At 63.7% G+C, this 13,011-nt stretch carries 10 protein-coding genes; 3 read left to right on the forward strand and 7 right to left on the reverse strand.

All coding sequences use genetic code 11. The features are described from left to right. Positions 1 to 103 precede the first annotated feature (103 nt). The 3 genes from DEM26_RS01190 to DEM26_RS01200 all read right to left on the reverse strand — a co-directional run bounded on the left by DEM26_RS01190 (position 104) and on the right by DEM26_RS01200 (position 3,833). Positions 104 to 616, reverse strand: coding sequence for a calcium-binding protein (locus tag DEM26_RS01190; RefSeq protein WP_109171525.1), 513 nt, complete (start codon positions 614 to 616; stop codon positions 104 to 106). A gap of 93 nt (positions 617 to 709) precedes the next feature. After that, a complete protein-coding gene (locus tag DEM26_RS01195; protein WP_075774118.1) occupies positions 710 to 1,054 on the reverse strand; it encodes a carboxymuconolactone decarboxylase family protein in 345 nt (114 codons plus the stop codon). 277 nt (positions 1,055 to 1,331) lie between these two features. Further along, entirely contained in the window at positions 1,332 to 3,833 is a 2,502-nt protein-coding gene (locus tag DEM26_RS01200) for a GcvT family protein (protein ID WP_088727304.1), read from the reverse strand. Between the two features lie 368 nt (positions 3,834 to 4,201). On the opposite strand from DEM26_RS01200, the gene DEM26_RS01205 reads away from it, so the two are divergent. Then, complete coding sequence (locus DEM26_RS01205) at positions 4,202 to 5,509, forward strand: PRC-barrel domain-containing protein (protein WP_075774116.1); 1,308 nt, start codon at positions 4,202 to 4,204, stop codon at positions 5,507 to 5,509. Positions 5,510 to 5,827: 318 nt separating this feature from the next. On the opposite strand, the gene DEM26_RS01210 is transcribed toward DEM26_RS01205, so the two are convergent. Next, positions 5,828 to 6,448 (reverse strand): class I SAM-dependent methyltransferase, encoded by a 621-nt coding sequence (locus DEM26_RS01210; protein WP_109171527.1) that lies wholly within the window; start codon positions 6,446 to 6,448, stop codon positions 5,828 to 5,830. 565 nt (positions 6,449 to 7,013) lie between these two features. Beyond that, positions 7,014 to 8,000, reverse strand: a complete 987-nt coding sequence (locus DEM26_RS01215) for a 2-hydroxyacid dehydrogenase (RefSeq protein ID WP_088727308.1) — start codon at positions 7,998 to 8,000, stop codon at positions 7,014 to 7,016. A 184-nt stretch (positions 8,001 to 8,184) separates the two neighbouring features. Here DEM26_RS01215 and DEM26_RS01220 point away from each other — a divergent pair, with 184 nt between their 5' ends. Both DEM26_RS01220 and DEM26_RS01225 read left to right on the forward strand, forming a co-directional pair. Further along, positions 8,185 to 8,826, forward strand: coding sequence for an SH3 domain-containing protein (locus DEM26_RS01220; RefSeq protein ID WP_077701392.1), 642 nt, complete (start codon positions 8,185 to 8,187; stop codon positions 8,824 to 8,826). Positions 8,827 to 8,874: 48 nt separating this feature from the next. After that, the gene (locus tag DEM26_RS01225; RefSeq protein WP_109171528.1) at positions 8,875 to 9,759 is read left to right on the forward strand and encodes a cation diffusion facilitator family transporter; all 885 of its coding nucleotides are present in this window, start codon (positions 8,875 to 8,877) and stop codon (positions 9,757 to 9,759) included. A gap of 128 nt (positions 9,760 to 9,887) precedes the next feature. Here the strand turns inward: DEM26_RS01225 and DEM26_RS01230 are convergent, their stop codons facing one another. Further along, positions 9,888 to 11,909: a M3 family metallopeptidase gene (locus DEM26_RS01230; RefSeq protein ID WP_109171529.1), complete on the reverse strand. Its 2,022-nt coding sequence runs from the start codon at positions 11,907 to 11,909 to the stop codon at positions 9,888 to 9,890. A gap of 24 nt (positions 11,910 to 11,933) precedes the next feature. Next, complete coding sequence (locus DEM26_RS01235; protein ID WP_109171530.1) at positions 11,934 to 13,010, reverse strand: HesA/MoeB/ThiF family protein; 1,077 nt, start codon at positions 13,008 to 13,010, stop codon at positions 11,934 to 11,936. Position 13,011: the final 1 nt, after the last annotated feature.

The raw sequence follows: 13,011 nt of genomic DNA on the forward strand, positions 1-13,011 counted from the left end.
TCCCCCGTGATTTTTTCCCAGCCTCTCATGCAAACGCCCGCCTGTCATCGCTGACAGGCGGGCGTCTTTTGACATCGGCGAGGCTTCGCCTAAAGGGTCCGGGTCAGGTCCGTGGGCCGAAATCGGCGCTGGTCAGCACGCCGTCCCCGTTGCGATCGCGCATCGCGAACCACCGATCAGTACCGCCCACGAACTCCACGCGCGAGATTACCCCGTCACCATTCGCATCAAAGGCCCGCAGCCCTTCGGCGGCCGGGACATCGTGCCCCGAGCGCATCGCGCGGCCCTGACCCTGATGCTTGCCGGGCCCCTGCCCCATACCTTCTGGCATCTGATGCCCCGGACCCTTGCCGACCGCGCGCTCCATTGCCTTATGCTCGTCGATCATGGCGATCTCCGCTGCGGAATAGGCGTCATCCTCGTTCTCGTCGAACATCGTGAAGATGTCGCCGCGCCGCTCGCGGGCTTCGGACAGCGTGACGCCACCATCGCCATCGAGATCCCATTGCAGGAGGAATTCTTGCCCCGGCACCGGGGCAGTCTGCGCGAAGCCCGGAGCGGCGCCGAGCAGGAGGGCCGCGGCGAGGGGCGCGGCAAGAGAGGCGAACCGTTTCATCTGTCTGTCCTTTACAATGTGATGTCGAAAATGAAACGAAACGGCCCGCACCTTTCCGGCGCGGGCCTGACAACATGTCGCAGAGGAGAAGCCTCAGCCTTTCGCGGCGGCCAGCTCGTCCCAGCACGCCAGCGCGTGACCGGCATACATCACACCCGGGCCACCGCCCATCTGGATCGCCATGGCAAGCACGTCGCCCAGCTCCTCGCGCGTGCCGCCCGCTTTCATCAACGCCTCTACATGGAACATGATGCAGGGCTCGCAACGCAGCACGACCGCCATGCCGAGGGCGATGAACTCCTTGGTCTTCACATCGAGCGGCCCGTTCTCCTTCACCGCTTTCGACAGCACACCAAAGCCGCCGACTGCGTCGGGGATCGTCTTGTTCATCACGCGTAGCTCGTTGCGCATCTCGTCGATTTTCGCCTTGTAGCTCATCGCAGGTCTCCTTCGCATTTCGTCCCTCGCGGCGTGACACGGGGCGCGGGCGAAATCCTTGACCTGCGTCAATACATTGGCGTGAGCGGGTAACGGCTGATAGCGAGGGGGCTCCGCCCCCGGCGCGGGACACGCGCCTCCCCCGGGATATTTCTCAAGCCCGAAGAGGCGCAAAGCGTCGTCCTCTTCGCCTTGGCGCAAATATCCCCGGGGGTAAATTCGCGCAGCGAAAAGGGGGGCAGCGCCCCCCTTCTGCGATCTCCATCGAGAGACAGGCTCAGCCGTCGACGCGGATGCGTGCGTTAGTCGGATCGTGCGGGCTGTCCTCGGTCACTTCCGCCGGATAATCGGCACCGAGGATGCGCACGCTCAGCTTGGTGCCCGGCTCGGCCAGATCGGGGCGCACATAGCCCATGCCGATCTGCTTGCCGAAGGCCACCGACCAGCCGCCCGAGGTCAGACGCCCGACCTTCTCGCCGTCCCGCTTGATGACTTCCTTGCCCCATGGATCGGCATCGTCCGGCCCGTCGATCAGAAGCGTCACGCATTTCGAGCGGATGCCGGTGTCGAGCATCGCCTGCTTGCCGGTAAACTCCTTCTCGAGGTCGATGAAGCGGTCGAGACCGGCTTCCTGCGGGGTCGCGTCGCGGCCCAGCTCGTTGCCGAAGGCGCGATAGCTCTTCTCCTGACGCAGCCAGTTCTGGGCGCGCGCGCCGACGAGCTTCATCCCGTGCTTCTCGCCCGCTTCGACCAGCAGATCCCAGAGGTAGCGGCCGAATTCGACCGGGTGATGCAGTTCCCACCCCAACTCGCCGGTATAGGCCACGCGCACGGCACGGACCGGACACATGCCCAGCTCGATATTGCGCATCGAAAGCCACGGGAAGCGCTTGTTCGAAAGAACCGTCTCCGGATAGGCGTCCTTGACGACCTCCTGCAGAATCTTGCGGGCATTGGGGCCTGCGAGCGCGAAGACGCCCCATTGGGTGGTCACGTCGTGGCAATCGACATAGTCGCCGCCCGCCGCGCGGAAATCCTCGATCGATTTGCGCAGGAAGTCGCCGTCGTAATCGGTCCAGGCGCCCGCCGAGATCAGGTAGTATTCATCCTCGGCCAGCCGCACGATCGTGTATTCGGTGCGGGTCGTGCCCGCTTCGGTCAGGGCGTAGGTCAGGTTGATCCGACCCACTTTCGGCAACTTGTTGCAGGTGAAGGCATCGAGGAAGGCGGTCGCGCCGGGGCCGCGCACCAAGTGTTTGGTAAAGGCGGAGGCATCGATAAGGCCGGCGGTGTCGCGCAGCGCCTCGGCCTCGGCCTTGGCATATTGCCACCATTCGCCGCGCCGGAACGATCGGCTGTCATGGTCGAAGCTCGAAGGCGCATCCTTGGGCCCGTAGTAGTTCGGACGCTCCCAGCCATTGGTTTGGCCCATCTGCGCGCCCGCCGCGATCTGGCGATCATAGGCGGGGGCGGTGCGCAGCGGGCGGCAGGCTTCGCGCTCTTCATCGGGGTGGTGCAGGATGAAGACGTGCTCATAGGCCTCTTCGTTCTTGCGCGCCGCGTATTCGGTGGTCATCCAGCTGCCGTAGCGCTTGGGGTCGAGCGAGGCCATGTCGATCTCGGCCTCGCCTTCGACCATCATTTGCGCGAGGTAATAGCCGGTGCCGCCCGCGGCGGTGATACCGAAGGAGAAGCCTTCCGCCAGCCACATGTTGCGCAGGCCCGGCGCCGGGCCGACCAGCGGGTTGCCATCGGGGGTGTAGCAGATCGGGCCGTTGAAATCGTCCTTCAGGCCGACTTCCTCGGAACTCGGCAAGCGATGGATCATCGACATGTATTCTTCTTCGATACGCTCCAGATCGAGCTGGAACAGATCGGCGCGGAAACTCTCCGGCACGTCGTAGAGGAAGCGCGCGGGCGCGTTGCGCTCATAGGGGCCCAAGATCCAGCCGCCGCGCTCTTCGCGGACATACCATTTCGCATCCGCATCTCGCAGCACCGGGTGCTCGGGGTTGCCCTCGGCGCGCCATTTGACGAGCGCCGGATCGGCATCGGTCACGATGAACTGGTGCTCGACGGGAATGGCGGGGATCTTGATGCCCAGCAGGCGCGCGGTGCGCTGCGCGTGGTTGCCGGTGCAGGTCACGACATGCTCGGCGCGGATCTCGATCTCTTCGCCGGAGCCGACAAGGTTGCCGCCCTTCTCGACCATCTTCTCGAGCGTCACGACCCATTCCGAACCGGTCCAGCGATAAGCGTTGACCTGCAGCTTGCGCGCGATCTCGGCACCGTGCTGGCGCGCGCCCTTGGCCATCGCCTGCGTCACGTCGGCGGGATTGATATAGCCGTCCTGCGGGTGGAACAGCGCACCCACGAGGTCTTCGGTGTTCAGAAGCGGCCAGCGCTCCTTCATCTGCGCAGGCGTGAGGAACTCGTGATAGACGTCCGCGGTCTCGGCCACGGAAGAATAGAGCTTGTACTCGTCCATCCGTTCCTGCGTCTGCGCCATGCGCAGGTTGCCCACGATCGCAAAACCCGCATTCAGCCCGGTCTCGGCTTCGAGCGTCTTGTAGAAATCGACCGAGTATTTGTGGATGTGGGTCGTCGCGTAGCTCATGTTGAACAGCGGCAGCAGACCCGCGGCGTGCCAGGTCGAGCCCGAGGTCAGTTCGTCGCGCTCGATCAGCAGCGTGTCCCAGCCCGCCTTGGCGAGATGATAGGCGACACCGCACCCGACCGCGCCGCCACCGACGACCAGAGCTTTCACATGGGTTTTCATCGCGGGGCCTCCTTGCCGATACGGACGTAGGGGCAGATTGACCCTCATATTCGCGAACGCAATCCGATCCGGGCGACATTCGCGCGACAAAAACGACAAAACCGCACACGCCACGCTTTGGGCGCGCGGCGCCAGCCCGCCATAGCCCGTTCATGAAAGCCCAAGCCTCGTTGGGCGGCCCCGAACCGAGCGATGACATGGTCGTGATGCGAGTCGCGAATTCGTGTTTAGTTCCCGCAAAAAGTAAAAATTTTTCCCTTGCATGCACAGGAACTGTGCGCGGGTTCACCAGTTTTCAGTGCATCAGAGGCGGCGGTGACGGAAAGCAAAGCCGACCCGCCTCGCCTAATTCGAAAGGGAGACGAGATATGAAGAAGCTCATCACCACTACCGCAATCGGCCTGATGCTTGCCCTGCCCGCACATGCCGAAGACAAAGCGAATGCCAACGCCAAGGCGGAAGCCAACGCGAACGCTTCGGCCAGCATGTCGGGCGACATGTTCATGAAGTCGATTCCGGATTCCTTCAACGCCTCGGGCCTCATGGGCAAGCGCGTGTACATCTCGAAGGACAAGGTCGACGCCAAGACCGCGGTCAACGAGGCGCAGGACAACTGGGATGACGTCGGCGAAGTCAGCGACGTCGTGCTCGGCACCGATGGTAAGGTCGATGCCGTACTCGTCGACGTTGGCGGATTCCTCGGCATCGGCGAGAAGACCGTCGCGATCTCGATGGATTCGCTGAACCTGGTTCCCGATGGCGACACCGAAAATTCCTATTTCGTCGTCGCTCAGGGCAGCAAGGACCAGCTGGACCAAGCCCCGAAATACGACGCCGAAATGCAGACCGCGTTCAGCTCGGACACGAAGGGCGAGATGAACGGCAACGACAACGGCGAAGACATGCAGAACGCCGATGCGTCGCAGTCGCAAGATTCGGACATGGACGGCGACAAGATGGAAAACGCCGACGCGTCGCAGAAGATGGATAAGGCTGGCGACAACGCGGAAGCCGCTGCCACCGCGACCGCCGCTGCCGCTGGCGCCGCTGCGAACGAAGCTGCCGACAAGACCGCCAAAGCTGCCGATAACGCAGGCGAAGCGATGGACAACGCTGCCGAGAACACTGCCGACGCTGCTCAGAACGCCGCGCAGGACACCGAGCAGGCGATGAACAACGCCGCCGACAAGACCCAAGAGATGGCGAAAGACGCCGCTCAGAACACCAAGGAAGCCGCGAACGCGACCGGCCAAGCCGTCGAGAACGCTGCTGACAACGCTGGCGAAGCGACCAAGGAAGCCGCGAACGAAACCGGGAGCGCGATCGACGACGCCGTCGACAGCACCGCTGCCGCCGTGGGCACCATGGGGCAAGCCGACAAGGAGAGCGGCCAGAAGGTCGACGTGGCTTCGGTCGATCCCGACACGCTGCGTGGTGAAGGGGTCTATGGCCCGAACGACGACAAGGTCGGCGACGTGTCCGAACTGGTTCAGGGCAAGGACGGTAAAGTCTCGGGCGTCGTGATCGACGTGGGGGGCTTCCTCGGCATCGGCGCCAAGCCGGTCGAGATCAAGGCCAGCGAGCTGACCGTTCTGAAGAACGACACTTCGATCACCGTGCATACGGGTCTGACCGAAGAGCAACTGAAGAAGCTTCCGAAATACGAAGCGAAGTAATCTTCGGATGATGTGACGGAGAGCGGGGGCAGCCCCTGCTCCCAGCGAAGGCCCCGGGACTGTCCCGGGGCCTTTCGTCATTTCGGGCACATTTCGACCTCGGGGTCGCCTGCCGTAAAAGAAAAGGCCCCGGATCGCACTGACGCATTCCGCGTGGTGGGAGGTTTGATGAGGTATCTCATCGGCGACAAGAGGAACCGAGCGTAGAGCTCGTTGGCCATAGCAAGTACGCGGCGATTTCATCGTCGCCTACTTGCTATGGCGATGTCTCGAAAGCGTGTTGGGCAGGTCGGCTCACGACCAGTTTCATCTGCGGCTTCAGCCGAAGCGGCGGAAAAGACTGAACTGGAAGGACTGGCTTTTGCCCGAGGGAGTCTGATGCAGGTGGTGGCGATGCGCCACGAGTTCGAAGCTTTCTCCAAGCAGCTGGGCGAGGTCGTTTGGACTATATCGGGCGACCGGGAGGCCACTACATTTCTCCGGCCCGTCTGGCGCAAAGGTGGCAATGATCGCATGGCCGCCGAGGTTCACCGCGCGCGCGAGGTTTTCCAGATAGGCCGCCCGCTCCGCCGCATCGACGAGGAAGTGGAACACTGCCCTGTCGTGCCACAGGTCGTAATGGCGATCAGGGACCCAAGTGGTGATGTCTACTGAGATCCATTTCACTGTTTCACCGGCTTGTCCCAGCCGGTCTCGGGCTACATCCAGGGCGACCTGCGATAGATCGAGGACTGTGATATCGCGAAGTCCCATCGCGACGAGAGCGCCCGCAAGGCGGGAGGTTCCTCCGCCAATGTCGATGATTGATGAATTCGCAGTTGCGCCAGCCATCTCGATCAGTTCGAGCGAAACCCGTGGATCATCCTGATGCCAACTCAACTGGGCCTCGGACTTCTCGCCATAGACGGTGTCCCAGTGTGCCTTTCTGTCGACCGTCATGTCTCCACGCCCTCCCAACTCATTGCGGCGAAAGCACCCTTCGAAAGACTGCTCCGCCGTCTATCTTCGACCGGAGTAGAAACCAACGCAGGTAACGCCCCAGACACTTCGACACCGGACCTTTGAAGGGCCCCATGAAGTCGTTGTAGCGGGAGTTTAATGCGTTCACGTTCTGGGTGTGAAATGCTTTCTGCGTGGCCTGTTTGCCTGGCTTGTTCTTCTTGGTGAGGAGAACGGCGTGCGGCTTGAAGTCGATACGGATGCTCGTCCGCGGATTTTGCCGCATGCGAAGGGCAAGCTTGTGGCCGAGGGATATTGGCTGCATTCATGAAACCGGAAGCAGAAAGGTCTGAAATCACTGATTTTTCTTCATTCACGCAGGCGAATGATGCCGCCGAGAAAAAAGTCTCGCATTTACGACATCTTTTTCGGAACCTGACGCGGCATTTTCCTTAGAAATAATAAAGACCTGCCGTGAGTATCACGACAGGCCCGATCTTTTGGGCCTCCCACCACGCGGAAAGTGTCAGGATCGCACCGGGGCCTTTTCTCTGCCACCTGGGGATCAGATCATCGACGGCACGACGAGATCCGGTGGCCGGTGACCGTCGGCGAAGGTCTTGATATTGACCAGTACCTTCTCGCCCATCTCAACACGTCCTTCGACCGTGGCCGAGCCCATATGGGGCAGCAGCACCACGTTCGGCAGCTCGCGCAGACGCGGATTGACGTCCGCGCCATGCTCGAACACGTCGAGCCCGGCCCCGGCCAGCTCGCCCGCCCGCAACGCCCGTGTAAGCGCGTTTTCGTCGATCACCTCGCCCCGCGACGTATTCACGATCACCGCCTCGCGCTTGAGCATCTTCAGCCGCCGCGCATTGAGCAGGTGGAAGGTAGACGGCGTGTGCGGACAGTTCACCGAGATCACATCCATCCGGCTCACCATCTGGTCGAGACTGTCCCAGTAGGTCGCTTCCAGCTCGGCCTCGATATCCGGGTGAACCTTGGTGCGGTTGTGGTAGTGAATCTGCATCCCGAACGCCTTGGCGCGCCGCGCCACCGCCTGACCGATCCGGCCCATGCCGAGAATGCCCAGCCGCTTTCCGCCAATCCGATGGCCCATGAAGGCGGTGGGGGCCCAGCCCTTCCAGTCGCCCGCCTGCATATGCGCGAGCCCCTCGGGAATGCGTCGTGTCACCGCCAGCATCAGCGCGATCGTCATATCCGCCGTATCATCGGTGACGACACCGGGCGTGTTCGACACCAGCACCCCGCGCTGACGCGCCGAGGACACGTCGATATGATCGACCCCGGCGCCGTAATTCGCGATCAGTTTCAGGCGCTCGCCAGCCTGCGAGATCATCGACGCATCGATCCGATCGGTCACGCAAGGCACGAGAACATCGGCGCGCTTCATCGCCTCGACAAGGTCCTCCCGGCTCATCTTGCGATCGTCGTGATTGAGCTCGACCTCGAACAATTCCTTCATCCGGGTCTCGACGACCTCGGGCAGGCGTCGCGTCACGACAACACTCAGGCGCGGTGCAGGCATCTCGGTCCTCTCCTCTCTTCCATCGCGGGGCGGTTGGATGCAAACTGCCCCTCAACGCGGGCAGGCACAAGGCCCGGCACGAGCAGTAATGGCCGAAATCGACACTCGAGCGCAATTTTATTGCGCACCGGATGTCGCAGACCCGCGGATCAGCCGACGGGCGGGCCGGGATATGAGGCGGATGATGACGGGCAGCAAAATCCTCGCGGCGGTATCCTCAATTGCGATTCTGGTGGGTGCGGTCTGGAGCGTGTCGGGCAATGCCTCGGGCGCGCAATCGAAACCCGACGCGGCACCCTCTCAGACGGCTGCAAGCAGCCAGACCAACAAGCCCCAAGCGAAGCCCGCGGCCGAACCCGATGGCAATGGCCCCGACGTGCAACTGTCGAAACCGCAACATCGCGGCCCCGTCACCCACCTGCCGATCCCGCGCTACGTCTCGCTCAAGGGCTCGAAGGGAAATGTGCGCCGCGGCCCGTCGCTGTCGCACCGGATCGACTGGGTCTTCACCCACCCGGGCATGCCGCTGAAAGTCACCGCAGAATTCGGCCACTGGCGGCGCGTCGAGGATAACGAAGGGCAAGGCGGCTGGATTCACTACACGCTGATCTCGGGCGTCCGGAACGTGATCGTGATGCAGGACATGGTCTCGCTCCATGCCCGTCCCGATCCGAAATCCGCGGTCACTGCCAAGGCGCAGGCCGGAGCGATCGCGCAGCTGGGGGCCTGCACCCACGATTGGTGCGAAATCTCGGGTTCGGGCGCGGATGGCTGGTTACCCAAGACGGAAATCTGGGGCGTCGACCCCGACGAGACCCGTGACTGAGACGCTCTCCTGCGCTAGAGCAACGGCGCAAAGGTAGAGGCGGCGGCGATGGCCTATAGCGAAAACGAACACCGGATGAACACCTCGGCGGGTCTGGCCTCGGTCGGCACCGCCGCGCTGCTCGTCGCGATAAAGGCCTGGGCGCTTTGGCAGACCGGTGCGCTCTCCGTGGGCGCCTCGCTGGCCGATAGCTCGGTGGACCTGCTGATCTCGGGCGCGGGGCTGCTGGCGATCCTCTATGCCGCGAAACCCGCCGATGACGATCACGCTTTCGGACACAGCTCGGCCGAAGACCTCGCGGCCCTCGGTCAGGCGCTGATCGTGCTGGGCGCGGGCGCCACGATCGGCATCACCGGAATACGGCGGCTGATGGCGCCTTCGCCCCCGCCGCTCGCCGCAGAGGGGCTTGGGATCGCGGTGATGGTCGCCTCTGCGGTGGTCACCTTCGGATTGATCTGGTGGCAGGGCCGCGTGGCGCGGTCCACCGGCAACAAGGTCGTCGCCGCCGACCGTCTGCACTATGTGGGCGACCTGCTGCCGACGCTGGGCGCGATCCTCGCGCTCTGGCTCTCGCATGCCTTTGGCTGGGGCGACGTGGACAGCATCGTCGCCCTGATCGCCGCCGCGATCATGCTAGCCGGCGCGGCGAAGATTTTCATTGGCGCATGGCACGCCCTGATGGACCGCGCAGCCCCTGACGACGTGATCGAAGGCATCGCCAAGATCGCCCGCGACTGGCCCGATGTGCGCGGCTTTCACGATCTTAAAACCCGTACCGCCGGCGCGCAGATCTTCGTAAACCTGCATATCGAACTCGACGGGGATCAGACGCTGGAGGAAGCGCACGACATCGGCGCCGCGCTCAAACGCGCCATTGTCGCGGCCTATCCGCAGGCCGACGTCATCATCCACAAGGATGTCTATCGGGGCTGAGCGCGGAGGGGGCGCTGCCCCCACGGCTTGCGCCGCCCCCCGGGATATTTTGGCCAAGAGGAAGGCAGATCGTCTTGCTTCCAACTGCCTCAAATATCCTCGCCGGAGGCTCCGACATCACCACCCGCTCAGGCGGCCGGATCAAGCAGCCCGCGACCCTTCAGCAGAGGCTCGACCCCCGGCATCTTGCCCCGGAACTCGGTATAAAGTTCTTCCGGCGGCCGCGAATTGCCCGCAGACAGAACGAAGCGTTCGAGTTTCGCCGCCGTTTCCGGGTCGAACACGTCGCCGGCTTCCTCGAAGGCCTCGAACGCATCGGCATCCATCACCTCGGACCACATGTAGCTGTAATAGCCCGCCGAATAGCCGTCGCCCGAGAAGACATGCGAGAAATGCGGCGTCGCGTGGCGCATCCGGATCGCGTGGGGCATGCCGATCTCGCGAAGCACCTCGGCTTGTTTCGCCATCGGATCTTCCGGGGCCGCACCCTCGTGGAAGGCCAGATCGACCAGCGCCGAACCGAGATATTCCACCGTCGAGAAGCCCTGATCGAAAGTGGCAGCACCGTTCAGCTTCTCGCGCAGCTCCGTCGGCATCGGCTCGCCCGTCTTGTAGTGGCGCGCGTGTTTTTCGAGCGTCTCGGGCACGTCGAGCCAATGCTCGTACAGCTGGCTCGGCAGCTCCACGAAATCGCGTGCGACCGAGGTGCCTGATAGGAACTGATAGGTCACGTTGGACAGCATCTGGTGCAGCGCATGGCCGAATTCGTGGAACAGCGTGCGTGCGTCGTCATGCGACAGAAGCGCCGGATCGCCCTTGGCGAAGTTGCACACGTTCACCACGATCGGCACCGGCGCGACGCCCAGCTTGCGCTGCGAGCGCATCGCCGAGCACCACGCGCCAGACCGCTTCGAACCGCGCGCGAAATAGTCGCCGAGGAACACGGCCAGAACCTTGCCCCCGCGCGACACTTCCCAGCCACGCACGTCCGCATGATAGAACGGCCCGTCGATCTCCTTGAACTTCAGCCCGAAGAGCCGGTTCGCCGTATCGAAGGCCGCACCGATCATCGCGTCGAGCGAGAGATAGGGCTTGATCTGCCCCTCGTCGAAATCATGCTCTGCCACGCGGCGCTTCTCGGCATAGTAGCGCCAGTCCCACGGCTCCAGATCGCCATTGATCCCGTCGGCGTGCATCATCTCGGCCAGCTTCGCGGCATCAGCCTCGGCGGCGGCCTTCGCAGGTGCCCAGACCCGCATCAAAAGATCGCGCACCGCTTCGGGCGTCTTGGCCATCTCGGGCTCCAGCTTGTAGGCGGCGAAGCTCTCGTAACCCAGCAGCTTCGCGCGTTCCTCGCGCAGCTTGAGCACCTCGGCGGCGATCTCGCGATTGTCGGTCTCGCCGCCATTCGCGCCGCGCGCGGCCCAGGCCTCGTAGGCGATCCGGCGAAGCTCGCGATTGGGCGAGAATTGCAGGAAGGGCACGATCAGAGAGCGCGAGAGCGTCAGCACCGGACCGTCCTGCCCACGCTCCTTGCCCGCCGCGCGGGCGGTATCGACGACAAAATCGGGGAGCCCTTCCAGGTCATCCTCGGCCAGCGGGCGAAACCACCCGCTCTCGTCGGCCAGCAGGTTCTGGCTGAACTGCGTGGTGATCGAGGCGAAGCGCTGCTTGATCTCGCGCATCCGCTCGGCCTCGGCCCCTTCCAGCGCCGCGCCGGAACGGGTGAACATCTGATAATATTGCTCCAGAAGCCGCGCCTGCTCCGGGCCAAGTCCGAGGCTCTCGCGGTCCTGCCAAAGCTGGTCGATCCGCGCAAACAGCGCCTTGTTCATCGTGATCTCGGAGGAAAACGCCGCGAGCTTCGGCGCCAGATCGCGCATCAACTCCTGCCGCGCGGGCGTCGCATCGGCGCCGGCGAGGTTGTAGAACACGCCCGCGACCTTTTCGAGCGCCTCTTCAGCCAGTTCCATCGCCTCGATCGTATTGACGAATGTCGGGGCGTCGGGCGAGTCCGCGATTGCCGCGATATTGGCGCGCGCCTCGGCCAGCGCAGCATCGAAAGCAGGCGCGAAATCGGCATCTGAAATCTCGGTGAAGGGCGGCAGTTCGTAGGGGCCGGTCCAGTCGGCGAGAAGCGGGTTGGTCATGGCGTGTCTCCTTTGCATCGCAAGCTAGGACGCACGCTCAGGATTGACCATCCCCGCGCCACGCCCTTCGCCGCAAACCGCGCAATCGGCGCGCCGCTTCACGCCGAACTGACGGCTCTCGCCCCAGAGGGCGTCGTAGATCATCAACCGTCCGCGCGCGGATTGCCCCGCGCCGGTGATCTCCTTGATCGCCTCGGTCGCCATCATCGAGCCCACAACGCCCGGCAACGCGCCGACCACCCCCGCTTCGGCGCAGGTGGGCGCAAGACCCGCCGCCGGCGCCTCGGGGAAAACACAGGCGTAACAGGGCGCACCCTTCGCTGGATCATAGAGTGAGAGCTGCCCTTCCCATTGCGTGATCGCGCCAGAAATCAACGGCGTGCCTGTCGTCACGCAGGCCGCGTTCACCAGATAGCGGGTGTCGAAATTGTCGGTCCCGTCTAGGACGAGGTCATATTCTGCAACCAGCCCTTCGGCGTCCTCGGCGCTCAGGCGGCGGTTATAGGGCAGCACCTCGATATGCGGGTTGAGCGCCAGCATCGCTTTCTGTGCGGAGAAGACCTTGGGCATCCCGAGATCGGCGTCGCGGTGGATCACCTGCCGCTGCAGGTTAGAATTCGAGACGACATCGTCATCCACGACACCGATCCGCCCCGCCCCGGCAGCGGCGAGATAGAGCAGCGCGGGCGAGCCCAGCCCCCCGGCGCCGACCACCAGAACCTTAGCCTGTTTGAGCCGCTTCTGCCCCGGCCCGCCGATCTCGCGCAGCATGATGTGGCGCGCGTAGCGGTCCAGTTCCGCCTCGGAAAAGCTGCCCGGGTTGGCGGCTGGCGACTGCGGCTCCTTCGCCTCGGCTCTCGTCCGGATCGCCCCGAGCATCCGGCGATAGATCAGCACCAGCGCGACCACGACACCGAGGCCAATCCACCCCGCAAGCGAACCGCCCAGAACACGTCCGATGGGAGAAAATCCCGGGATCGGCAGATGCGCGACCACCAGCGCCGCCCAGACCAGCACCAGCATCCCGAAGATCGCACGGGCAGACGCTTTCATCACCAGCCCAAGCCCGAGGATCGCCGCCATGAGAGTGAGTCCGAGCATG

Source organism: Thioclava sp. NG1 (assembly GCF_003122275.1).
GTDB classification, from domain to species: Bacteria; Pseudomonadota; Alphaproteobacteria; order Rhodobacterales; family Rhodobacteraceae; genus Thioclava; species Thioclava nitratireducens.

Bases quoted from the DNA above. Each gene is read 5' to 3' on its own strand.
- DEM26_RS01235 (WP_109171530.1), bottom strand. From the start codon at position 13,010: ATGCTCGGACTCACTCTCATGGCGGCGATCCTCGGGCTTGGGCTGGTG.
- DEM26_RS01230 (WP_109171529.1), bottom strand. From the start codon at position 11,909: ATGACCAACCCGCTTCTCGCCGACTGGACCGGCCCCTACGAACTGCCG.
- DEM26_RS01200 (WP_088727304.1), bottom strand. From the start codon at position 3,833: ATGAAAACCCATGTGAAAGCTCTGGTCGTCGGTGGCGGCGCGGTCGGG.
- DEM26_RS01215 (WP_088727308.1), bottom strand. From the start codon at position 8,000: ATGCCTGCACCGCGCCTGAGTGTTGTCGTGACGCGACGCCTGCCCGAG.
- DEM26_RS01195 (WP_075774118.1), bottom strand. From the start codon at position 1,054: ATGAGCTACAAGGCGAAAATCGACGAGATGCGCAACGAGCTACGCGTG.
- DEM26_RS01225 (WP_109171528.1), top strand. From the start codon at position 8,875: ATGGCCTATAGCGAAAACGAACACCGGATGAACACCTCGGCGGGTCTG.
- DEM26_RS01210 (WP_109171527.1), bottom strand. From the start codon at position 6,448: ATGACGGTCGACAGAAAGGCACACTGGGACACCGTCTATGGCGAGAAG.
- DEM26_RS01190 (WP_109171525.1), bottom strand. From the start codon at position 616: ATGAAACGGTTCGCCTCTCTTGCCGCGCCCCTCGCCGCGGCCCTCCTG.
- DEM26_RS01205 (WP_075774116.1), top strand. From the start codon at position 4,202: ATGAAGAAGCTCATCACCACTACCGCAATCGGCCTGATGCTTGCCCTG.
- DEM26_RS01220 (WP_077701392.1), top strand. From the start codon at position 8,185: ATGACGGGCAGCAAAATCCTCGCGGCGGTATCCTCAATTGCGATTCTG.